This window comes from uncultured Acinetobacter sp., from assembly GCF_947626835.1.
In the GTDB taxonomy this organism is placed as follows: Bacteria; Pseudomonadota; Gammaproteobacteria; order Pseudomonadales; family Moraxellaceae; genus Acinetobacter.
Genome location: NZ_CANQTS010000002.1, coordinates 127813 through 151593 on the forward strand (window position 1 = coordinate 127813; position 23781 = coordinate 151593).

The 23781-nt window shown below is 41.9% G+C and carries 22 protein-coding genes; 13 read left to right on the top strand and 9 right to left on the bottom strand.

Annotated elements, in window-relative coordinates; translation table 11 throughout:
- Nucleotides 1-160 precede the first annotated feature (160 nt).
- Both hemF and ribA read right to left on the bottom strand, forming a co-directional pair.
- Nucleotides 161-1102 carry an oxygen-dependent coproporphyrinogen oxidase gene (gene hemF / locus Q0Z55_RS02140; protein WP_297423630.1) on the bottom strand — a complete coding sequence of 314 codons (942 nt, stop codon included), beginning with the start codon at nt 1100-1102 and terminating at the stop codon, nt 161-163.
- 98 nt (nt 1103-1200) lie between these two features.
- Nucleotides 1201-1803: a GTP cyclohydrolase II gene (gene ribA, locus Q0Z55_RS02145; protein ID WP_297423633.1), complete on the bottom strand. Its 603-nt coding sequence runs from the start codon at nt 1801-1803 to the stop codon at nt 1201-1203.
- Between the two features lie 298 nt (nt 1804-2101).
- Here ribA and dxs point away from each other — a divergent pair, with 298 nt between their 5' ends.
- The 8 genes from dxs to Q0Z55_RS02185 all read left to right on the top strand — a co-directional run bounded on the left by dxs (nt 2102) and on the right by Q0Z55_RS02185 (nt 10847).
- Nucleotides 2102-3997, top strand: coding sequence for a 1-deoxy-D-xylulose-5-phosphate synthase (dxs, locus tag Q0Z55_RS02150; RefSeq protein ID WP_297423638.1), 1896 nt, complete (start codon nt 2102-2104; stop codon nt 3995-3997).
- A 115-nt stretch (nt 3998-4112) separates the two neighbouring features.
- Nucleotides 4113-4943 carry an inositol monophosphatase family protein gene (locus Q0Z55_RS02155; protein WP_297423640.1) on the top strand — a complete coding sequence of 277 codons (831 nt, stop codon included), beginning with the start codon at nt 4113-4115 and terminating at the stop codon, nt 4941-4943.
- Between the two features lie 449 nt (nt 4944-5392).
- Nucleotides 5393-7321 (top strand): DEAD/DEAH box helicase, encoded by a 1929-nt coding sequence (locus Q0Z55_RS02160; protein WP_297423644.1) that lies wholly within the window; start codon nt 5393-5395, stop codon nt 7319-7321.
- A gap of 355 nt (nt 7322-7676) precedes the next feature.
- A complete protein-coding gene (locus Q0Z55_RS02165) occupies nt 7677-8492 on the top strand; it encodes an ABC transporter ATP-binding protein (protein WP_297423647.1) in 816 nt (271 codons plus the stop codon).
- The gene (gene mlaE / locus Q0Z55_RS02170) at nt 8489-9268 is read left to right on the top strand and encodes a lipid asymmetry maintenance ABC transporter permease subunit MlaE (protein ID WP_297423650.1); all 780 of its coding nucleotides are present in this window, start codon (nt 8489-8491) and stop codon (nt 9266-9268) included. Before Q0Z55_RS02165 ends, mlaE begins: the two co-directional genes overlap by 4 nt.
- Nucleotides 9268-9921 carry an outer membrane lipid asymmetry maintenance protein MlaD gene (locus tag Q0Z55_RS02175; protein ID WP_297423653.1) on the top strand — a complete coding sequence of 218 codons (654 nt, stop codon included), beginning with the start codon at nt 9268-9270 and terminating at the stop codon, nt 9919-9921. Before mlaE ends, Q0Z55_RS02175 begins: the two co-directional genes overlap by 1 nt.
- Nucleotides 9922-9936: 15 nt before the next feature.
- Nucleotides 9937-10563 (top strand): phospholipid-binding protein MlaC, encoded by a 627-nt coding sequence (locus Q0Z55_RS02180; protein ID WP_297423657.1) that lies wholly within the window; start codon nt 9937-9939, stop codon nt 10561-10563.
- Nucleotides 10563-10847: an STAS domain-containing protein gene (locus Q0Z55_RS02185; protein ID WP_297423660.1), complete on the top strand. Its 285-nt coding sequence runs from the start codon at nt 10563-10565 to the stop codon at nt 10845-10847. The genes Q0Z55_RS02180 and Q0Z55_RS02185 overlap by 1 nt, the downstream gene beginning before the upstream one ends.
- A 46-nt stretch (nt 10848-10893) precedes the next feature.
- Here the strand turns inward: Q0Z55_RS02185 and Q0Z55_RS02190 are convergent, their stop codons facing one another.
- On the bottom strand, nt 10894-11907 hold the full coding sequence (locus Q0Z55_RS02190) for a magnesium and cobalt transport protein CorA (RefSeq protein WP_297423663.1): 1014 nt from the start codon (nt 11905-11907) through the stop codon (nt 10894-10896).
- Nucleotides 11908-12059: 152 nt separating this feature from the next.
- Between Q0Z55_RS02190 and Q0Z55_RS02195 the strand changes: the two genes are divergently transcribed.
- Complete coding sequence (locus Q0Z55_RS02195) at nt 12060-12656, top strand: TIGR00730 family Rossman fold protein (protein ID WP_297423792.1); 597 nt, start codon at nt 12060-12062, stop codon at nt 12654-12656.
- Nucleotides 12653-13051, top strand: a complete 399-nt coding sequence (locus tag Q0Z55_RS02200; protein WP_297423665.1) for an NUDIX domain-containing protein — start codon at nt 12653-12655, stop codon at nt 13049-13051. Before Q0Z55_RS02195 ends, Q0Z55_RS02200 begins: the two co-directional genes overlap by 4 nt.
- Here Q0Z55_RS02200 and Q0Z55_RS02205 read toward each other — a convergent pair.
- Both Q0Z55_RS02205 and recG read right to left on the bottom strand, forming a co-directional pair.
- Nucleotides 13034-13636 (bottom strand): phosphoribosyltransferase family protein, encoded by a 603-nt coding sequence (locus Q0Z55_RS02205; RefSeq protein ID WP_297423667.1) that lies wholly within the window; start codon nt 13634-13636, stop codon nt 13034-13036. The genes Q0Z55_RS02200 and Q0Z55_RS02205 overlap by 18 nt on opposite strands.
- The gene (gene recG / locus Q0Z55_RS02210; RefSeq protein WP_297423672.1) at nt 13629-15674 is read right to left on the bottom strand and encodes an ATP-dependent DNA helicase RecG; all 2046 of its coding nucleotides are present in this window, start codon (nt 15672-15674) and stop codon (nt 13629-13631) included. Before recG ends, Q0Z55_RS02205 begins: the two co-directional genes overlap by 8 nt.
- A gap of 41 nt (nt 15675-15715) precedes the next feature.
- Between recG and Q0Z55_RS02215 the strand changes: the two genes are divergently transcribed.
- A complete protein-coding gene (locus Q0Z55_RS02215; RefSeq protein ID WP_297423675.1) occupies nt 15716-16525 on the top strand; it encodes an NAD-dependent epimerase/dehydratase family protein in 810 nt (269 codons plus the stop codon).
- 11 nt (nt 16526-16536) lie between these two features.
- On the opposite strand, the gene plsB is transcribed toward Q0Z55_RS02215, so the two are convergent.
- A complete protein-coding gene (gene plsB, locus Q0Z55_RS02220; RefSeq protein WP_297423678.1) occupies nt 16537-19077 on the bottom strand; it encodes a glycerol-3-phosphate 1-O-acyltransferase PlsB in 2541 nt (846 codons plus the stop codon).
- A 217-nt stretch (nt 19078-19294) separates the two neighbouring features.
- Between plsB and Q0Z55_RS02225 the strand changes: the two genes are divergently transcribed.
- Nucleotides 19295-20170, top strand: coding sequence for an acyl-CoA thioesterase II (locus Q0Z55_RS02225; RefSeq protein ID WP_297423681.1), 876 nt, complete (start codon nt 19295-19297; stop codon nt 20168-20170).
- 171 nt (nt 20171-20341) lie between these two features.
- Complete coding sequence (locus Q0Z55_RS02230; protein ID WP_297423686.1) at nt 20342-21580, top strand: dicarboxylate/amino acid:cation symporter; 1239 nt, start codon at nt 20342-20344, stop codon at nt 21578-21580.
- A gap of 2 nt (nt 21581-21582) precedes the next feature.
- On the opposite strand, the gene Q0Z55_RS02235 is transcribed toward Q0Z55_RS02230, so the two are convergent.
- The 3 genes from Q0Z55_RS02235 to Q0Z55_RS02245 form a co-directional block, all read right to left on the bottom strand.
- Nucleotides 21583-22128 carry a hemerythrin domain-containing protein gene (locus Q0Z55_RS02235; protein ID WP_297423689.1) on the bottom strand — a complete coding sequence of 182 codons (546 nt, stop codon included), beginning with the start codon at nt 22126-22128 and terminating at the stop codon, nt 21583-21585.
- Between the two features lie 291 nt (nt 22129-22419).
- Nucleotides 22420-23265 (bottom strand): ribosome biogenesis GTP-binding protein YihA/YsxC, encoded by an 846-nt coding sequence (gene yihA, locus Q0Z55_RS02240; protein WP_297423692.1) that lies wholly within the window; start codon nt 23263-23265, stop codon nt 22420-22422.
- Between the two features lie 62 nt (nt 23266-23327).
- The gene (locus tag Q0Z55_RS02245) at nt 23328-23768 is read right to left on the bottom strand and encodes an Rrf2 family transcriptional regulator (RefSeq protein ID WP_297423695.1); all 441 of its coding nucleotides are present in this window, start codon (nt 23766-23768) and stop codon (nt 23328-23330) included.
- Nucleotides 23769-23781 lie beyond the last annotated feature (13 nt).

The following is a 23781-nucleotide window of genomic DNA, read 5'->3' on the forward strand; positions in this document are numbered from 1 at the left end:
AACCACAGCAATTTATGCTGAGAGAATGAAGCAAGCATGCGGCAAGCCTAAGGCAACAGGTAACAATGCTTTAGCTTAACGGTTTTTATCGGCTCTATGTGAAATAGGTTGTAATTAAATATGTGAAAAAAAGGCTATCACACAGATAGCCTTACACAGATTAGTTGAGCTCATGTAACCAATCACGCGGCTTAAGGTAGTAATCGGTGAGACGTTTTTCAGGTGAACCTTCTTCCCACTCCGGACGATATGACCAACCGGTTAATGGCGGCAGACTGACTAAAATGGATTCAATACGGCCACCAGTTTGTAAACCAAACAAGGTGCCACGGTCATAGACCAAGTTATATTCTACATAACGGCCACGGCGATAAAGCTGAAAATCACGTTGTGCTGGGCTATAAGGCTTGTCTTGATTACGCTCAAAAATTGGCAAAATGGCACTTAAGTAACCATTACCCACTGCCTGCATATAGCTAAAGCAGGTTTCAAAATCCCATTGATTTAAGTCATCAAAAAATAAACCACCCACACCACGTTGTTCATCACGGTGCTTTAAATAAAAATAATCATCACACCATTGTTTATGTTTTGGATAAATCTCTTCGCCAAACGGAGCACACAAATCATGCGCAGTTTGATGCCAAGACAACACATCCTCATCATTGGGATAAAATGGCGTTAAGTCAAAACCACCGCCAAACCACCAAATCGGTTCTTGACCCTCAGGCTCGGCCACAAATAGACGCACATTAGCATGCGAGGTCGGCACATGCGGATTTTTAGGATGAATCACCAGTGATACACCCATTGCTTGGGCTTTAGCGCCGGCAATTTGCGGATGACGTTCGGTGGCAGAAGCAGGCAATTTAGAAATATTAATGTGAGAAAACATCACACCGCCTTTTTCAATCACAGTGCCATTTTGTAGGACACGTGAACGACCACCGCCACCTTCAGGGCGTTGCCAATCATCAATTTCAAATGTAGCGCGACCGCCACCTTGTTGTTCTTGTTGTTCTAAGGCCGCACAAATACGGGCTTGTAAATCTAGGAGAAATTCGCGAACGCGTTGGATATCAGCCGAAGTTGGGTGCTGCATAAGTGACGCCTCAGTAAACGATAAGATACACCATCATCAAAGCATAAAACCTTAAATAAAGTAAGGGATTTTGAATTAAAAATCCCATTATGCTTCACTTAAAAATCATCTGTGTCATACAGATGTGACATACGTTCGTGCTTCGTTTTTAAATATTGCTCATTAAATGGATTTAAACCCACTGTTAATGGTACACGACCCACGACATCAATGCCTTGCTCTGTTAAAGCTTGTATCTTGAGTGGATTGTTGGTGATGAGTTTGACCTGTTTGACCTGCAAATGCTCAAGCATGATGTTACACATCTCATAAGTACGTGCATCGGCTGGCAAATTTAGCATTAAATTGGCATCAACTGTATCGTGGCCTTGATCTTGTAAGGCATAAGCGCGAATTTTATTGGTGAGTCCAATACCACGACCTTCTTGGCGTAAATATAAAATTACGCCTTGTCCTGCTTCATGAATTAAACGCTGCGTGGCTTGTAGTTGTGGGCCACAATCACATTTGAGTGAAGCAAAAGCATCCCCAGTTAAGCATTCTGAATGCACGCGTACTAACACTGGTTCGTTTGGTGGCAGTTCTAACCCTTTAGACAATGCCACATGCTCTTCGCCAGTGTCAGGATCTTGAAAAACACTAATCTTAAACTCACCAAAGGCGGTGGGCAGTCGAGATGTTGCGACAAATTGAATTGGCACTGCAAAACCCGTAAAACAAAAAAATTGACTAAAGTATAGCTTAATGGTTGGACATTAGTAGAATTGCAATGTGGAATTCACACAGAAGATTTTCTTTTTTGTATAAAGCACACGATAATGGTTGATAAATAGTGAGATTATTCAGGATAATCTCAACTACCATGCCCGCGAGAGATTTGTTTTAAAACGCCATCGCTAAAAATGTGGCTGATTTAAGGTGCTATCATTCGACGATATGTTCGAGTAACCCATTTGACCTAGCGATAGATTTGCCAGGCTTTAGAAGGCTTTGCCACATATGTTGTATACAGAAATTCCAACTCATCGCCCTGTAACTTCGTTGCTCGATACGATCGATCATCCTGAGCAATTGCGTACTCTTGACCGTAGCCAACTCAAACAAGTGGCGGATGAGTTGCGTCATTATATTTTGTATGCAGCAGGTCAAAGTGGTGGACATTTTGGCGCAAATTTAGGTGTCATTGAATTAACTGTAGCCTTGCACTACTGTTTTAACACCCCGCATGATCGTTTGATTTGGGATGTCGGTCATCAAGCCTATCCACATAAAGTTTTAACGGGTCGCCGTGAACAGCTTGTTACTATTCGCTCTAAAGATGGTTTAGCGGCATTTCCTGCACGGGAAGAATCTGAGTTTGATACGTTTGGGGTGGGGCATTCCTCGACTGCTATTTCAGCGGGGCTTGGTATGGCCTTAGCCAGTCGTTATCAAAACATTGCCCGTGAAGTGGTTGCAATTATTGGTGATGGTGCAATGACCGCAGGCATGGCCTTTGAAGCCATGAACGATGCTGTGGCGCATCAAGCTGATTTAATGGTGGTACTCAATGACAACGATATGTCGATCTCGTGTAGTACTGGTGGTTTTGCTAAACATTTAGCGGCAATTTGGGCACGCGGTGAGTCAGTCAATATTAGCCAAGATGGACAAGCCTACGTGCAACCACATCCAGAATGGCTGTATAACTCACGCTTACATGAAGCAGCCACAGACGCTGCCGATAACTTATTTAAAGCGATTGGATTTGATTATTTTGGTCCTTTTGATGGGCATGATGTGGAACAACTTAGCCATGTGTTTGCAGCATTAAAAAAGCGCAAAGGCCCTCGTTTAATACATGTTTATACCAAAAAAGGCAAGGGCTTTGCGCCTGCTGAAGTTGAGCAAATTAAATATCATGCCATTAACAAAATTAATGCGGCTACAGCACCTACCACAGCGCCTAAATATTCCGATGTATTTGGTCAGTGGTTAATAGATCAAGCAGCACAAGATTCACGATTACTTGCCATTACCCCCGCCATGTGTGAAGGTTCGGGCATGGTTAAATTTGCCCAAGCATATCCACAGCGTTTCTTTGATGTGGCGATTGCTGAACAACATGCGGTGACATTAGCAGCAGGCATGGCGTGCGAAGGTTTAAAACCTGTGGTTGCGATTTATTCGACTTTCTTACAACGTGGTTATGATCAGTTGGTGCATGATGTTGCCTTGCAAAATCTAGATGTGACCTTTGCCATTGATCGTGCAGGTTTAGTGGGCGAAGATGGTCCAACCCATGCAGGTGCCTATGATTATGCCTACATGCGCACCATTCCAAATATGGTCATTATGGCACCAAAAGATGAAAATGAATGTCGTCAAATGTTGCATACTGCCTATATGTATCAAGGTCCTGCAGCGGTACGTTATCCGCGCGGTCAGGGCGTTGGAGTGAACATTGAAGCTGAATTTAAGCCTTTGCCATTGGGTCAAGCTGAAATTGTGCTCAGCTTAAATAGCACTGCAAAACAACAGATTAGCATTTTAGCCTTTGGTAGTCGTGTTACGGCAGCTATAAGTGCAGCAGAGAAATTTGCCGCTCAAAAAGATCTAGGCGTACGTGTGGTCAATATGCGCTTTGTGAAACCATTAGATACAAAAATGCTCGATCAACTTGCCTTAGATACTGCATTATTTGTGACGGTCGAAGAACATGCAGTCATGGCAGGCGCAGGCAGTAGTGTCAGTGAGTATTTTGCACAAGCACAAATTGTTAAACCAATCATTCATTTAGGCTTAGCCGATGAGTTTATGCCGCAGGCCACCCATGCGCAAATGCTTGCAGCAGCAGGTTTAGATGAGCATGGTATTTATGAAGCTATGCATACTGCTTGGGCAAAACTCAGCTAGTTCATTTTTAGTTAAACATTAATTTTTTGCCAAAAAGCCACAATCTTTGCTAAGATAATGTGGCTTTTATGCATTATTCTTTAATCGTCTTCAATATATTGTAGTAGGGTGTTCAATGGAACCTATGGTGGTGATGGCTGCGCGTGCGGCTCAATTAGTTGGTCAAGAACTTTTAAAAGCGCATCAAAATCGTCATAAGCTTGATCTACAAGTGGAAGAAAAAGGCATTGATGGTCCGGTAACGCGTGTTGACCGTTATTTAGAACAGTTGACCATTGATACGCTGCGTAAAAGTTATAAAAACCACAGCTTCTTAGGTGAAGAGTTTGGTTATCAAGAAGGTAAAGGCTCAGACGCTGAATGGTGTTGGGTGATTGATCCACTGGATGGCACACTTAACTTCATCAATGGTGTACCTCATTTTTGTATTTCTATTGCCGTTCAACACAAAGGTGTAACGCAACACGGTGTGATTTACGATCCTGTGAAAGACGAATTATTCTCTGCAAGTCGTGGTCGTGGCGCAATGCTCAATCAACGTCGTATTCGCGTGAATGTTAAAGATAATCTTGCCAACACTTTCTTATCTGTAGGCCATGCTTACCGTGCGAAACGTAACGGTGAAGTTGTGTCTTATGCTAAAAATCACTTTGCTGCCTTACTCAATGTATCAGAAGCAGGTGCACAATTCCGTCGTACAGGTTCAGCAGCACTAGATTTAGCGTATGTGGCTGCAGGTCGTTTTGATGGTTACTTTGAACTTGGTTTAAAACCATGGGACATCGCAGCAGGCGAATTGATTGTTAAAGAAGCCGGCGGTACTGTGGTAGATGCGCGTGGTGGTTCAGAATCAATGGAAAATGGTCAAGTGATAGCATGTTCAATGAAAATGCTTAAACCACTGATGCAAGCTGTTGTTCCAGCGTGGGGCGAAGCGGCTAAATAAGCTCAAGCGTATTGCAATATATAGATTTTAATAAAGCCCTCAGATTGAGGGCTTTATTTTACAAAAAAATAACAATTAAAATTATGATATAAATCAATTACTTGTTTAATATAAATTAGATTTAAGTTAAATAGCAATCAAATAACATGACTTTTTAAAGAACTCTGCTATAATCTTGCGACGCACTTAATTTTCTGTTCGTTACCTGAACATTTCTCTTCTATATTGTGTATGCGCGTTCGGTCCAAAGAGAGGACGATATCTCGCGCCCCAATCGCTAAAGCGATTCTTTCAGGTTATGCCGTACTACAAGCGTGCGTTATCACATCGTCGTTACTCGGATCGCCGCTGATTCTCATATTTGTCAGCGATTATTGCTGTACCGCTTTTTGTCGATGTCCATCTGACTTTATTTTAATGGAGCACCCAAACTTCGGGTGAAACACTCTATGAGCAAAACTTTTGCTGATTTTCCTTTACATGAATCTTTACAACAAGCGATTCAAGCTTTAGGTTTTACTTCACCGACTCCAGTACAGGAACAATCGATTCCTGCAGCGTTAGAAGGTAAAGACCTACTTGTATCTAGCCAAACAGGTTCAGGTAAAACTGCAGCGTTTTTACTCCCAACGTTAAATGCTTTAGCATCTGAAGATGCATTCGTTCCATTTAAAGAACGTATGAAGGCAATTACTCAGCCTACAATTTTAGTGATTTCACCAACACGTGAATTAGCGCAACAGGTTAGCCAAGACGCGATTGCGTTTGTACGTCACATGAAAGGTGTTCGTATTGCTGCCATCATGGGCGGTATGCCTTTTGGTAAACAAATTCAACAGTTAAAAGGCGCGCAAGTTGTTGTTGCAACTCCGGGTCGTTTAATTGACTTAGTGAATCGTCGTCAAATTAAACTTGATAAAGTTGAATCATTAATCGTCGACGAAGCAGACCGTATGCTTGACCTTGGTTTCTCTGAAGATTTAGAAGCCATTGGTGAATATGCTGCTAACCGTAAGCAAACGCTGATGTTCTCTGCAACATTTGCACCGCGCATCATTACACTTGCAGAACGCATGATGAATGATCCGCAACGTATTGCGATCGAAACGGGTCACTCTACGAACACAGACATCACACAAACACTTCATTGGACTGATGGTTTTGAGCATAAGAAAAAATTGCTTACACATTGGTTAAATGCAGAAGACGTTGATCAAGCTGTTGTATTTGCTTCAACTCAAGAAGATACCGATATGCTTGCTGAAGAGCTTGCAGAAGCAGGTCTTTCAGTTGTCGCACTTCACGGTGCAATGCCACAGACTGTTCGTAACCGTCGTTTACGCAGCATCCGTGAAGGTCGTGCAAAAATTTTAGTTGCAACTGACGTTGCAGCGCGTGGTCTTGACGTACCAACCATTTCTCACGTAATTAACTTTGGTCTTCCAATGAAGAACGAAGATTATGTTCACCGTATCGGTCGTACAGGTCGTGCAGGTCGTACAGGTAAAGCCATTACACTTGCAACTTACCGCGAGCGTGGCAAGATTCGTGCATTAGAAGACTTCTTAGAAGCACGTTTAGACGTGACTGAAATTGAAGGTCTTGAGCCATCTCCACCACCTGCACGCGGTAGTCGTGATGGCGGCGGTCGTGGTCGTGATGGTGGTCGCGGTGGTCGTGATGGCGGTCGTGGTCGTGGCGGTTTTGGCGGTCGTGATGGCGGTGGTCGTGCACGCTTTGAAGGCGAGTCTAACTTTAAACGTCGTGAAGGCGGTGATGATCGTCCTAAACGTGATTTTGGTGATCGTCCACAACGTTCATTTGATGACCGTCCAAAGCGTGATTTTGGCGATCGTCCTGCTCCACGTCGTGAAGGCGGTTTTGGTGATCGTCCACAACGTTCATTTGATGACCGTCCAAAGCGTGATTTCGGTGATCGTCCACAACGTTCATTTGATGACCGTCCAAAGCGTGATTTCGGTGATCGTCCAGCGCCACGTCGTGAAGGCGGTTTCGGTGATCGTCCACAACGTTCGTTTGGTGATGCACCACGTTCAGCAGATGACAACCGTGGCAACCGTGTAGATTACAAACCGGCACGTGAAAATGGTTATAACGACCGTCCAAAACGTGACTTTGGTGATCGTCCTGCTCCACGTCGTGAAGGTGGCTTCGGTGACCGTCCACAACGTTCATTTGGTGATGATCGTCCTAAGCGTACTTTTGGTGGCGAAGATCGTCCACAACGTTCATTTGGTGATGATCGTCCTAAGCGTACTTTTGGTGGCGAAGATCGTCCACGTCGTAGCTTTGATGATAAACCACGTGGCGAGCGCACATTTGGCGAAGACCGTCCACGTCGCAAATTTAACGACTAATTGTTAAATTTAGCTTAAAAAGACCGATGCTTGCATCGGTCTTTTTTTATGCTAAAAATATTGATATTTTACTTTTAAAATGTATACTCACTGCACAATTTGATGTTAAAAGCCAACTTGTATAACAGATTTTCTGATGTCTTCTGATAAAGTCGAGGTAAATGACGATGCTGCCCTATCTAGGAGGTGTTTTAGTATTGTGTAATGTAGCTGTACTGATCTACCATTCTTATATCTAATTTGACTTTATGATGGTCTGACATTTATACAACACTGCGTTCTATATTTATTCTCCTAAAAACTGACTAATCCTTTATAGTATGTCTGCTGAAAAAATGCAGGAATACACAGCAGTATGAATAATACAGTATCCCAAGCGAATGCTTTTATTGAAGTCAATAACTTAAGCTTTCGGCGCGGTGATCGAATCATTTATGACAATATCAGCTTAACTATTCGTCGCGGACACATTACCGCGATCATGGGGCCATCAGGCACAGGTAAAACCACGTTATTACGTTTGATTGGTGGGCAACTTGTTCCCGATCAAGGCCAAGTGCTGCTTGATGGGCAAGACATGAGTAAAATGTCACGTCAACAATTATTTCAAGCACGTTCACGTATGGGCATGTTGTTTCAAAGTGGGGCTTTGTTTACGGATATGTCGGTTTATGAAAACGTGGCATTTCCAATTCGTGCGCATACCAAGCTACCTGAACATTTAATTGCTGAACTCGTCGCCTTGAAATTAGAATCGGTGGGTTTACGTGGTACCGAGCAGTTTATGCCAGCTGAGTTATCCGGTGGTATGAATAGACGTGTAGCATTGGCTCGTGCCATTGCGCTTGATCCTGAACTGATTATGTATGATGAGCCATTTGCTGGACAAGATCCGATTGTCATGGGTGTATTGACGCGTCTGATTCGCTCGCTACGTGATGCTTTAGATTTAACCACCATTATTGTTTCGCATGATGTGGCAGAAACCCTTTCGATTGCAGACTACATTTATGTGGTTGCCGAAGGTAAAGTTCAAGGTGAGGGTACACCTGAGCAACTCAAACAACATCCTTCTGCTTTTGTACAACAATTTTTAAATGGTTCAGTTGAAGGACCAGTCGATTATCAATTTAGTCATCAGCCTTACTTAACCGCTGAGGGTCAAGCATGAACGCAATTGCCTTACTTGGCCGTCGTGTCATAGAACGGATACGTGGCATTGGGGTTGCCAGTATCATGTTGCTACAAATTTTATGTTCGATGCCAACATGGCTTGGGGTCAAATTATTCTTGTACCAAATGTACCGTGTGGGATTTTTATCGCTATTAATTATTGCGGTATCGGGTCTATTTATTGGTTTGGTTTTAGGTTTACAAGGCTATTCAATTTTAGTCAATGTGGGTTCAGAATCCATGTTGGGCACCATGGTGTCATTAACTTTGCTACGTGAACTGGCACCTGTGGTGGCAGCCTTACTTTTTGCAGGACGTGCAGGTTCAGCATTAACAGCCGAAATTGGTTTGATGAAAGCCACCGAACAGCTCTCAAGTATGGAGATGATCGGGGTTGATCCACTTAAACGCATTGTCTCACCACGTCTTTGGGCTGGGATTGTGAGCTTACCAATGCTTTCTGTGATTTTTGCCGCGATTGGCATTATGGGTGGCAAGCTCGTTGGCGTTGATTTTTTAGGTGTAGATGAAGGCTCTTTTTGGAGCGGTATGCAAAGCACAGTGCGTTTTTATGAAGATATTTTTCAAGGCACGTTAATCAAGAGTTTTGTGTTTGCCATTGTGTGTACTTGGATTGCGGTATATCAAGGCTATGCTTGTGAGCCAACCTCAGAAGGGATTGCCACATCCACCACACGCACTGTGGTGTATTCGTCTTTATGTGTATTAGGTTTTGATTTTGTGTTGACTGCGGTCATGTTTGGAGGTGTGTAATGCAATCACGTGCAAGTGAACTGGCCGTTGGGGTATTTGTTATTATTTTTGCAGTGGCGATGTTTTTCTTGGCCATGAAAGTCAGTGGTTTAAGCGGCAGTAATTTATCTGATCGTTACAGCATGCAAGCTGAGTTTGACAATGTAAATGGTTTAAAACCGCGCGCTAAAGTCACCATGAGTGGGGTCACCATTGGTCGTGTAACCGACATTACTTTAGATCCAATGACGCGTTTAGCCACAGTGCATTTTGATTTAGATGGTACGTTGACTTCGTTTAACCAAGCACAATTAAAACTCGTACAGGAAAACGCTTTAGAAGAGCTTAAATACAGTACAGACTATACAGATGCAAGCCCTGATCAACAAAAAGCAATGCAAAATGAACTGATTGCGAACATGAAGTCCATCACCAGTATTGATGAGGATGCTTATATTATGGTCGCAACCAATGGCCTATTGGGTGAAAAATACTTAAAAGTCATTCCGGGTGGTGGTCTTAATTACATTCCACGTGGTGGCAGTATTATTAATACCCAAGGCACCATGGACCTTGAAGATTTAATTAGTAAATTTATTACCGGTGGCACAAAAACTACCGATAGCGATAGCAGCAACCAAAACGATGCTGAAGCCTCATTTGTTGCTGAATAAGCCTAGGAGAAATCGATGAAAACTTTAATCAAACAAACGCTAACTGCAAGTGTTTTAGCCACATTACTTGCAGGTACAGCTTTTGCAGCACCAACGCAAACACCGCCTGATTTTATTAAGCAAGTTGCCGATAATTTGATTAAGCGTGTGCAAGCCGATCAAAGCAAATTGCAAAACAACCCAGCTTTGGTCAAAACGATTGTGCGTCAACATTTAGACCCATATATTGATTCACAAGCTTTTGTACGTACTGTAATGGGAACTTATGTGCAACAAAGTAGCGCTGCACAACGTGCTCAGTTTGAAAAGAATTTCCGTGAAACTTTAATTGAAAATTACGGTTCTGCTTTTGCAAAATACAGTAATCAAACCTACACCATGCGTCCTTATAAAGCTGCGCCTAATGTTAAAAATCCAGTGGTGACCATTGAGTTTAATAACAAAGGTGAAAAAATTCCGGTGGCTTTCCAATTGGTTGATAAAGGTAACCAATGGAAAATCCGCAATATTAATGTCTCAGGGATTGATTTAGGTTTGCAGTTCCGTAATCAATTTGCAGCCAACGTAAAACGTAATGGCAACAACTTGGATAAAGCGATTGCGACTTTTAAACCAGATGCAGACTCAGCGGTTAAAAAATAATGCTGAGCATTAAAGATCAAGTATTATGGGTCAGTGGCAAGATTGATTTTGAAAATGCCGAACAGTATTACCAACACGGTTTAAAACTGATTCAAGCTCAGCCTTTACCTTTGGCGGTGAATTTGTCTGAGCTTGAGCAGGGTAGTACTTTGGCATTGGCGGTGTTAATACGTTGGCTACGCCAAACACCCAATGCACAAGGTTTACACTTTCAAGCTGTGCCACAAAAAATGTTGAAGATTATTCAAGCCTGTCATTTACAACATGACTTAATCCTAATTTAAAAAAAGCACCTTCGGGTGCTTTTTTATGCTGACTTTAAAATGAAAGTTAAATCCATTTCTTCCAACGGAAATAAATCAGTGGTCCAATAAAAAATGCCACAATAATTAAACTCACCACAATAAAACTGGTGGTACCTTTGGCAAACGGTAACACATCGGTATTCATGCCATAGACGCTAGCAACCAGCATCGGTGGAGCAAGCATACTGGGTAAAATCGAGAAGCGACGAATGGTGTCATTTTGTTCGGTGTTAATGAAGCCTGAAGTGGTATCAAGTAAAAAGCGCACTTTTTGGAATAAAAAGGCGTCATGTTCAACCAGTGAGCGCACATCTTCACTCAGTTCTCGAATATCGGCATCATAAATATGACTGCCTAAGGCGCGTGGACGAGCTAAAAAAGTCAACACACGGCGTAAGTCAATTAAACATAATTGTGCTTTACCCAACATATCTTCTAATTGTGCTAAACGGGTAATCATGTCATCTAAATCAAGGATTTGCTCACGATGACGGTTATTGAGCACTTCGGTTGAATATTTTTCTAAATCTTTATGCACGTCTTCTAAAATATCGGCGAGTTCATCAAGTTTGGCTTCTAATAAACCCAACAGTACCCAAGTGGGGTCTTTATAATCAATATCATAATCATTACGACGCGCGCGGGCACGAAAGGCACGAAACGCCACCAACTTTTCACCACGCAAAGTAAACAAACGGTCTTTATGTAAAATAAAGGCCACAGTTTGTACGGTCGATAAAATACCGGATTGATCATCTGGTTCACCATCGACTTGATAGTTCTTGTTCTTGGTTAAAAAATAGGTACTGATATGTAAAATACCATCATCATCACGGTAAAAACGCGCACTGGAGGAAATATCTTCTAAGGATTTAAGGGTGGGTAGATTCTGCCCATAAGCATCTAAAATCCATTGTTGTTCTTCTTGTGAAGGCGCAATTAAATCCACCCAAACCAAATCGGGTTGCAAATCAAAATCGCCATTAATGGTTGCATCTTCTAAACTACCGCGCTCTGTGGCATAAAAGGCTTCAAGCATTATTCTTTTCCTTTGCGCAGTATGTGTAAAACGGATGAATGTATTTTAGACAAGGATATGCATAAAACACAGCGATGACGGTGACTTTTTTGCAAAAACTGCGTGAAGTTTACCCATCAAATATGACAAAAGTTCAATAAGGGGACAATATGATTCAATCGATTGCCGTTTTTTGTGGTTCTGCCTTAGGCACAGCGCAAATTTATGTAGAACAGGCTCAAAGCGTAGGACGTTGCATTGCTGAACAAGGCACAACGTTAGTCTATGGCGGTGGACGCTCAGGTTTAATGGGCGTCGTGGCAGACAGTGCTTTACAGGCAGGCGGAAAAGTCATTGGGGTGATTCCTGAAGCATTGGTTGATCGTGAATTGGCTCACCCAAACTTAAGCGAGTTACATATCGTAAAAAACATGCACCAACGTAAAACCTTAATGGCAGATTTATCCGAAGCTTTTTTGGCGATGCCGGGTGGAGCTGGGACTTTAGAAGAAATTTTTGAACAATGGACATGGGCACAGTTAGGCATTCACCAAAAAGCCATTGGCTTCTTAAATGTGGCAGGTTTTTATGATGACTTACTTAAATTTATTGCGCTCACCACAGATCAAGGTTTTACCCAACAACGTTTTAACCAAGCACTGATTAGCGCCGAGCATATTGAGGAGATTTTAGCTGCATTTAACCATTATCAAGCACCAATGCCAAAATGGGGTGCCAATGACCAACAAGGGCTAATTAAACCTATATGAAAACCATTACTGTAGCAGCCGCAATTATTTTAAATGCACAGCAAGAACTGCTCTTGGTGCGTAAAAAGAATACCACCTGCTTTATGCAAGTCGGCGGCAAACTTGAAGCCAATGAAGCACCTGATGTGACAATTTTGCGGGAAATTAAAGAAGAAATTGGCAGCGATGCAACAATTGAGTCCTTCTTGGGGCGCTTTGAAACCCAAACTGCCAATGAGCCAGATCATCAATTGGTGTCTTATGTTTATCATGTGACTTTGGCACAAACACCTAAGATTGCCGCAGAAATTGCTGAGATGAAATGGATAAAGCTCGATGATCAACAAACCCACATTGCGCCTTTGACCCAAGATGTGGTGATTCCTTGGGTTAAGCAATTACTTAGCCACTGCTAAACACGCTGCACGAATGTGAGTACAACCGAGTTGTTCAAGTTGATCCGCTAAAGCCCGAATGGAACTGCCAGTAGTGACTACATCATCCACAATCAGTACTCGTTTAAATCTTAACGATTGCTGAGGCGCAAGATAAAATTGACTGTCGATATTGATTAAGCGCTCTTGGCGAGTCAAGCCTTTTTGTGAATGCTCAGCATGTCGTAGCACAGGTTGCCAAATCGGGGCTTTGAGCTTGTGGCTTAAGCTTTGAGCAATCAAGACACTTTGGTTAAAACCGCGTTCGGCAAGTTTAGGCAAAGATAAAGGCATGGGTACAATGGCTTGCACCCCGACGTATTTAAGTTCTGCCAATATGCCACTCAATAAGGTTTGATAGTGCAATTGCTGCTGATATTTAAACTGCTGAATAATCCGATCTAAAGGATAGTCATATTGACACGCTGCCCAAATTTGCATTTCTTGGCGCAGCACTTCTTGCTTAAACCAAGGCAAACTGCGCCAACAGTCTAAGCATACTCCCGCTTTGCTGCGTGGACTTGTGTCACATAGTTGGCAAAGTCTTAAACTGGTTAAATTAAACATAGGCATAGCGTGGGGCTTGTGGCAGCCAACGTTGCAATAAGCCATCCACATGATCAGGGTAATGGGCTAAGATTTGCTGTGCCACATAATGTGCCTGATGTAACAGATGATCATCACGTTCAAGTTTAGCCACCCTAAAACCCAAATCTCCAGTTTGTTTGGTGCCAAGGATTTCTCCCGGACCACGAATTTCCAAGTCTTTTTCTGCAATGACAAAGCCGTCGTTACTCTCGCGTAAAATTCTTAAACGTTCTTGTCCATTTTGCGACAACGGGTGTTTATACAATAATGCACAAAAACTTGCTTGTGCGCCACGTCCCACCCGACCACGTAACTGATGCAATTGTGACAAACCTAAACGCTCGGCATTTTCTATTACCATTAAAGATGCATTCGGGACGTTTACCCCCACCTCAATCACTGTGGTGGCAACGAGAAGTTGAATCACGTTGTCTTTAAAGTCTTGCATCACGCTTTGTTTTTGCTCAGCTTTCATTTTGCCATGCACTAAACCCACTTTAAGCTCAGGATAACGTTGCTGAATATCCAAAAATGTTGCTTCAGCAGCTTGTGCATCTAGGGTTTCTGATTGCTCGACCAAAGTACATACCCAATAGGCTTGTTTACCTTGCATGCAGTTGCTGACAATACGATCTAAAACTTCATGACGACGCTCTAATGGCACAGTCACGGTTTGAATAGGAGTACGCCCCGGAGGAAGCTCATCAATTATTGAGGTATCTAAATCGCCATAAGCCGACATGGCAAGGGTGCGTGGAATAGGCGTTGCTGTCATCACCAATTGATGCGGTGTCATGCCTTGGATGCCTTTATTGCGTAAAGCCAAACGTTGATCAACCCCAAAACGATGTTGTTCATCAATGATCACCAAGCCTAATTTAGCAAATTGCACACTGTCTTGAAACAAAGCATGCGTACCAATCACTAAGTTGGCTGAGCCATCTTGTACCGCTTGTTCGGCATGTTGGCGTGCTTTGCCTTTTTGCTTACCTGATAGCCAAGTGACCTGCATAGCTAAAGGCTCAAACCATGCTTTAAAGTTTAAATAGTGTTGCTCGGCAAGAATTTCAGTGGGCGCCATAAGGGCAACTTGCCAACCTTCTTCTAAGGCATGACAAGCTGCTACTGCTGCAACCAGGGTTTTCCCTGCACCCACATCGCCTTGTACCAAACGTAGCATGGGTTTATTGAGTTTTAAATCGTGGATAATGTCTTGAGAAACCCGTTTTTGTGCCCCCGTCATCTCAAAGGGCATTGCACCCAGCAGTTGTTGCGCTAATTTTTGACTCGGCTTAAAACTAGGTGCTTGGATTTGCTGAATATAGGCGCGCCGTGTCAGTAAACTTAATTGGTGTGCCACCAACTCTTCAAAGATTAAACGTTGTAAGGCAGGGTGTGAGCCTTGTGCCAATTGCAGCATATTGGCATCGCTTGGTGGCTGATGTAGATAATACAGGGCTTGCTTTAACGCATAGCCATTACTAAATTTTGTAGGTAACAGTTCAGCTAAGTCATCAGCATGCAAAGCTAAGGCTTTTTCTACAAAGCTGCGAATTTTGGCTTGGGTTAGCCCATCCGTACTGGGGTAAATCGCGGTGAGTTGAGTCTTAGGGAGCGGAGTATGGGCTTGGACCAGTTCAATTTCAGGATGATAAAGTTCTAAACCGCGGGCACCAACGCGCACCTCACCAAACACGCGTAAGCGGTTGCCCACTTGCGCACGATCCGTTAGGGCTTTGTAGATATGATAAAAACGTAAGGTGACTTTGCCAAAATCATCTTGCATCAATACCGCCATAGATTTGCGTTTGCCTGCCGGAAAATCCACCCCATGTACCACACCTTCAAGCAAATAACTGCGACCAACCTGTAATTGGTTCATGGCAATGATCGTGCTACGATCTTCATAGTCACGCGGTAAATGAAACAGCAGATCATCACTACTCAAAATATGTAATTTTTCAAGTAATGCCGCTGCGGCCTGACCAACGCCGGGCAATTGATGAATGGCAGTCATGTCCCCTCAACATAAATTTTCGCGCAAGTCGGTACGACATTATGCATATTGTATTTATAGGTTACGGTAAAACATCTGAGCGAGTGGCTCAACAGTTATTTACACAACATCAAATCAGCAGTGTCAGTTTAAGCGATAAACACGATGGTTTGAGCACACATTATGTTCAAGATGTGCATGGTTTAGATTTAAGCCATCTTGCGCCGATTGATATAGCCTATGTCTTACTTAGTCCTAAACAGAGCAGTATTGAAGGCTATCAGCATACTTATTTAGATTCAGTTGCACCGATTGTAAAAGCCTTAAAACAGCATCCCATTCAACGAGTGATTGTGCTGTCATCTACGCGGGTCTATGGCGAAGATCAAGGGCAATATATTGCTGATCAGTCAGTAATTCAGCCAAATGACCGCCAAGGTGAATTACTGTATGACATGGAGCAGCGTTGGCAAGCCGCTTATCCTAATCAATGTATTATTGTGCGTCCAACTGGTATTTATGGTATATCCGTGGCACGTATGCTCAAACTTGCGCATAGTACGCTTAATTATCCTAAACTGCATTACAGTAACCGTATTCATATTAATGATTTAGCAAGATTTTTAGCAGATTTACTTCATGTGAAACATCCGCAAAAATCTTATATTGTTTCCAATAGTCAGCCTGTGCCGTTACATAAAATCATTCAATGGTTTCAACAACAATTGGACTTGCCTGAATTGGTTTTAGATAGTCAACTTTTATCTGGAAAAAGGATTTATGCCACTCATTTACACGATATGGGATTTAAATTAAGCCATCCTGATTGTTTTGTGGACTATGCAAACTTATTAAAACAGCCCCTTGAATAAGGGGCAATGTTTTATTGAGATGTTTTTCTTTTACGCAGCAAGCGGCGTTTGGAGGCTTGATCTGCAGCAAGCGCATCTAGTGCTTGTTGGAGTTCTTCGTCACTAAATGTGGTCAGATGCTGCAACATATGTAAGGTAGAGTCATCTAGCACCAAATGTGCATATTTCGCCACATCGCTGAGTTTGGCATCATATAAAATTGCACCACCCTCTAAGCGGATATAACCTTGTTGGGTCAGTTCTTTAATGAAACTTTGGAACAGTGACTTATCAAAAAATTCGGGTGAATTAAACTCATACAGCACCGACAAACGCTGCCCAATTAAGTAACTGAGTTCTTCGACCTGACGCGCCGAGATATTGCCTGAACCACGTTGGGTAATTAGCGCTAAAGTCAGATAATAGCGCTCTAAACTTTGCATGACGGGAGCCGCTAAAATTTTTAATTGGGTGTGCTGTTCACTATTTGGGGCAGGTGAGATGAGATCATCACCTTCAGATATGATCAGACCCATGTCAATTAAAGCATCGCTATATGCTGTAATCATGTCTTTAAGTTCATGGCTTTGCCATTTTAAAAATAACTCTGCTTTTAAAAATGGATACAGCAAACGAATCACTGTGCCTAAATCTTGGCGTTTAATCTGTCCATTGTGTTCTACCAACGCGGCAATTAAGGAGGGCAGGGTCAAGGCATGCAAAATGTTATTGCGGAAATAGGTCAGTAATACCGCTTGACGATCTTCAAGGGCAATAATATCGCCTAAGATATGCGGAATACGTTGAATCATTTTAAGTTTTAAGCCATAAGCAATGATTTCTTGCCCTGATAACGCAGTGATTTGCATACCTTGATCATATGGTAGTTGTTGCAACAAACGGCGGTAAGTATCGAGCTGCTCAATACACAAACTTTCATCTAGGCTGTGTTTATTGCTGGCCAATAAAATCAATGCCAGTAAAGACACTGGATTAATCACCACAGCACGGTTAATATTTTTTAAAATCTCTTGTGCAGATTGATCAATCGCTTGGGAGACAGCTTCAGGAATTGGGTCATCATTGTTAATGATTTGTACATCAGCAGCGCCATGTTGTTTTAACATATCATCTAAAAATACCGGTTCGCCAAAATTGACATAAACTTTGCCAAAAATCCGTTCGATTTTACGTAAGGCCAGTACAATGCCTTTAATCGATTCAGCTTCTTTGGGTTGACCTTGCATTTCCCCTACATAGGTTGACCCTTCCATAAGTCGTTCATAACCAATATAAGTCGGCAAAAAAACAATCGGTTTGGCTTTACCACGTAAATGTCCATGTACAGTCATGGCCAGCATACCAGTTTTAGGCGGCAGCAAGCGCCCAGTCCGTGAACGTCCACCTTCAATAAAGTATTCAAGCGGTGCATTACGTGACAAAATACTGTACAGATATTCTTTAAACACCGAGGTATATAAGCCATTACCGCGAAAACTACGTCGAATAAAGAACGCGCCACCACCACGTAACAATTGCCCCACAAAAGGTAAATTTAAGTTATCGCCTGCGGCAATATGCGGTACACGTAAACCGCGCTTAAAAATCACATAGGACAATAATAAATAGTCGATATGACTACGATGACAGGGCGTATACACCACTTCATAGTCTTTGACCAAGTCACGTACAGTACTAAAATTGTGTACTTCCACCCCATCGTAAAGCTGTGTCCATAATTGGGTCAGGGCTTGTTCGGCAAAACGTACAGTTGGATAGGAATAATCAGAAATAATTTCTTTTAAATAGCCTAAAGCGCGTTGTTCAGCTTGGTGTAGGCTGACTTTACCGCGATTACTTTCACGGCGAATGGCTTCTTGAATGGCATCTGATTGCATTAAGCTATGCATCACATTGCGGCGATCAGAGAGATCTGGGCCCAGTACCACTTTGCGCTCGGCATCTAAAAAATTATTCAGATGATTCACAATAAAGGTGACTGGCGATAAATTAGGATGCTTGACCTGCGCCTGTTGCATGAGGCCACGTAAAGACTCAGGCGGATGAAATTCTAAAAAGGTCTCCCGAGCATGCAAACCAATATTAATCAGTTGTTTCATGCGACTTGGTGGTGCCCAGTTGTCGGTAAACAATAGTTTGAGCCATGAATCTTCGTTTTCAGGCGCACGTCCCCATAACACAGTGACTGGTATCAGTTGAACATCTAAATTGGGTTCACGTGTTAATACATCAATCAGGCGGTTTAAACGTGGCGGCAGCCGATAACTGTTGGCGTGTGGAGCATCGTCAGGATGGTGTTGTAAAAAAACAACCGAGGTCTTTTCATTTAAATCACCCAGCAGCAATGGATTAAGTGCTGGTTTAAGTTTTAAGCGCCGTGTTTCGGCATCTAACAATAAAGCATTACTGCGTGAATAGTTTTGCAGTACGTAGCAGGTCAGGGCAGTAGTTGGCGGTTTTGGTACATCGCCTAAGACTTGTGGTTTGACCACTAAATCTAAGAATTTACTCGACATTTGTCGGTATAATTGACCAAATCCACGCTTGGACATATCTGCTCCTTTGGGCTTAATTTTTTTAGGATGCACACTAAATTTGTTGTTTGTTTGATCAATATAACCAATTTTTTGTGGTTGAGAAGCATAAAAAGCATCAGCTAAACAAAAAATGCATCGCAACAACATTTAAGTAGGCGTAAAGAGGCTTATCTTTTTTTAAATTCGGTTTATGCTAGCTTTCCTTGTTGGAATTACACGAGCAGAGCTTGACATGAATGCATTGACCCAAGAATTGGTAGAATTATTGAGTCTTGAAAAACTCGAAGAAAATATTTTTCGTGGCCAAAGCCGTAACTTGGTTGGTAAACGTGTTTTTGGTGGACAAGTGCTGGGTCAGGCCTTACGTGCGGCCTCTTATACCACCGATCGTCCTGCACATTCTTTACATGCCTACTTCTTGTTTGCTGGTGATGTGAATGCACCGATTATTTACCATGTCGATCGTATTCGTGATGGCAAAAGTTTTATTAGTCGCCAAGTACGTGCCATTCAGCATGGGCGTACGATTTTTATGTGTATGGTGTCGTTTAGTCATCCTGAAGAAGGCTTAAATTATCAAACCGATGCACCCGATTATCCTGCGGTAGACAGTTTAAAATCTGAACAACAACTCAAACAAGGCTTTATTGAATTTGTACCTGAAAATGTACGTGCCAGCTTTATGCGTGAACGCCATATCGAGATTCGTCCTGCGGTAGATGTCGGCAATATTTTTTATCCACAGCCTGAAGCACCTGTATATGCTCACTATTTACGTACCCATGACAAACTTACTCAAGATGTAGACTCGGTGGCACTGCATCAAGCCATTGCTGCGTTTTATTCAGACTTTACCCTAATGACCACGGCGCTACGTCCGCATGGTTTAAGCTATTTATCACCAAGTTTACAATGTGCCAGTATTGACCATGCCATGTATTTCCATAAGCCATTTCGTGCTGATGAATGGATGCTTTATGATATGGAAGCGACCATTAGCAGCAATTCACGAGGCTTAAACTTTGGACGAATGTGGCAAAATGGTGAGTTGGTGTGTAGCACCACCCAAGAAGGTTTAATTCGTTTACGTGAAATTGAAACCCAATAAAATTAAGCCGCAGTATGCGGTTTTTTTTAGCCATGTTTGACAAAAGCTATGCTTAATATGCCCAGCATGCTTGATCAAAATACAGCACGGTACAATGACAAAAAAAGATTCGTAATTGCCCAATGCTCGTGGCATAGTGCCTTTAAATCATAAGGCTTTATAGATGAAATCATGAGCTTAAATACTCAAATTTTAGTGGCGGCGATTTTAGGATTAGGCTTTGGTTATCTGCTTAATCTATTTCCAGATGGCGCCTTTTTTAATGCCTCAATTTATAGCATTGGCATTGCCAGCAGTATTTTTATTGGTTTGCTAAAAATGCTGTTAATCCCGTTAATTTTTAGCTCCATTGTGGTTGGCGTTTCTAATTTACAAGCAGGTGGGCAGTTTGGGCGGGTATGGAAAATCACCGTCATGTGCTGTGTTACCACCACCACTTTAGCTTTGGCACTTGGTTTGGCTGCTGCACATTTATTTGACGTGGGCAAAGGCGTTGATATTGCCATGTTTCAAGAAGCGATGAGCCAACACCAAAGCCCCGACACTTTAACCGCCAGCTCATTTATTACCAACTTTATTCAAAATACTTTAATCAATCCATTTAAAGCCTTTAGCGATGGCAATGTTTTAGCTGTGGTTTTATTTGCACTGTTTGTAGGCATTGCTTTGGTGAAAGGCGGAGAGCGTTTTCATGCAGTACGCAGTTTAAGCCAACAATTTTTTGACATGATGATGATGATGATTGCTTGGGTCATGAAATTGGCACCGTTGGGGATTTTTGCGTTATTGGCAAAATTAGTGGCAACCGAAGACATCAGTGTATTAAGTCGTTTAGCTGAATTTGCTGTGGTGGTCACAGGCACCACTATTTTCCATGGTGTGGTGGTCTTGCCCTTATTGCTTTGGATTTTTGGCAAAATGGATCCAATTACTTTTTTCAAAGGCACCAAAACAGCACTCATTACAGCATTTGCCACCAGTTCAAGCTCGGCGACCATGCCATTATCTTTAAAATGTGCACAAGAAAATTTAGGTGTTCGCGCGCAAACAGCAGGTTTTGTGATTCCGATTGGCACACAGTTAAATATGGATGGCACGGCACTTTATGAAGCGGCTGCTGCACTCTTTATTGCCAATTTAATGGGTTTAGATTTAAGCCTTGGGCAACAATTAATTGTGTGTTTAACCGCCATGATTGCCTCACTCGGTGCACCGGGTATTCCAAGTGCAGGTATGGTGACCATGATTATGGTATTGCAATCGGTGGGCTTACCTGCCGAGGCCATTGCGATTTTACTGCCTATTGACCGCCTATTAGATACAGTACGTACTGTGGTCAATGTTCAAGGGGATATGATGATTAGTGTAGTGGTCGATCACCACACTAAAGCACCTGAGATTAAAGTCTAAGCTTAAGGTCGGTACAGGGTATATAAATGATGTTCTTCTGCATGAATACGCTGTGCCAACACTTCGCCTACTGCATTATATTCATGGTTAAATTCACAAATATTATCAGCATCAATCACTTGGCTTTGCCATTTTTTAATAAAACGTACCACCGCAGCTGAAATTGCATTCATGTCTTTACGATAGCCTTTAATCATCTCTAACTGCTCTTTTTGATCTAAAAAAGACTGTTCCAAATAACAATAAAAATGCACGTTTTCCTGCATCAAATGTAAATTAAACTTACTTTTTAGTTCTTCTAAAGCAGGGGAGATATATTCATAGTTTTCTTGCTGAATAAAGCTTGCAATAGCACCATAAAGTTCGACTAACTCCACATGATCATGCTTGAGATTCAAAATCAGATCATCTGAATAACTGATTTTACTGTCAATAAACTCATTAGTTTCTAAACGTTGTTCCCCACTTTGAACTGTTTCATAGCTTTGCGGCTGTGTTTGAGCTGACTTAAATAAATTTTGTAAAAATTGAATGATGATTTTTAACATGAGTATCCATTCTATTTGATATTTTTTGCCAACATATCTTTAAAAAAAATACTTGTCTAATGTTTTTTTATTGAACGATTTAAATATTTATTTTTTATACTTAATATTTATTATTTTTTAATAAAAATCAATAACTTAATATATTAAATCTGATTGATTTTATCGGGATTTTGAAGATTTGATACTTAAGTTTCACACTTAACTATTTATGTGAACCAGATTGATATTTAGATATAAAATGCCAAATAAAAAAGCCACAGACCAAGCTGTGGCTTTTATGCATAGATCCACTTAATTTGAGTTAGGTTTGGCTAACTCATCATCAAGATCGACGACTAAATCGACATCATCGCCTTCAACAAATTCAATATCATCACTTGATGCTTCAGGAATTTCACTTAAATCAATGTTATTTTGCTGCTCTAAAGTAAAGTTTAAACGACCTGCCATCACACTGGCTAACTCTTCTAAACCTTGTTTGTTCATTGAAGAAAATAACTGAATAGAAAAATCCAATTTCATCTTACGCAATTGGGCTTTAACTTCTTGCAACGCTTTAGACGCAGGACCACGGTTGAGTTTATCTGATTTAGTTAATAAGACATGTACAAATAAACGACGTGAATACGCCCATTCAAGCATCATCACATCAAAGTGTTGTAATGGATGACGAATGTCCATGAGTAACACTAAGCCTTGTAAGCTTTTACGATGAATCAGGTAGTTTTCTAACTCTTTTTGCCACACAATTTTCATGGCTTCAGGTACAGCTGCATAGCCATAACCGGGTAAATCCACCAAACGTTGGTCTGGGTTACCTAAGCTAAAAAAGTTAATCATCTGGGTACGACCCGGACGTTTTGAGGCACGTGCCAATTGCTTTTGGTTGGTTAAAGCATTAATGGCGCTTGATTTACCTGCGTTAGAACGACCAGCAAATGCCACCTCATAGCCTGTATCTTCAACACATAAATTTAGCTTTGGCGCGCTCATTAAAAATTCAGCTTTGCGAAGCCAGTTTAGTGAGCGTACAGCATATTCAGTAATTGCAGAATCAACTTTTTTCTCATAAGTGATCTTTTGCTTTGGCGCAGTTGCCGTTTTACTGTTACGTGATTTTCCTCGGTGCTGATGCATAACCCAACTTCAAACTTAATTTACCAAGGGGCATTATAAAGGAAGTCGCTCAGGCAAGCGACTTAAACATTCAAGATCTCAATAGCAAGCGGATTTTTGCCATCTAAGGTTGGGCTTAATGCTTGTGCAAAGGTGTATTGATTGAGGCTTTGATAAAACTCAAATAAAGCCCGTTGTAGCATGCCTTTTAAGCCACAGTTTGGCAGCAATACACAGGCATTCGGTTGATAGCAATCCACAATTGGTGCATCGCCTTGTAGGGTTTGTACCATAACACCCAGAGGGAGCTGTAATACATTTGGATCTAAACGAATACCACCGCCTTTACCACGTGTGGTGATTAGCCAGTGTTGTTTTGCTAAAAAATGCACCACTTTAATCAGGTGATTTTCAGAGACCTTTAACTGCGTTGCAATTTCAGCAATGGTATAGGGCACATCACGCTCAGGCGCAACGTACATCAAGACACGTAATGCATAATCTGTAAATTTATTCAGCTGCATCGCAAAAAAAACT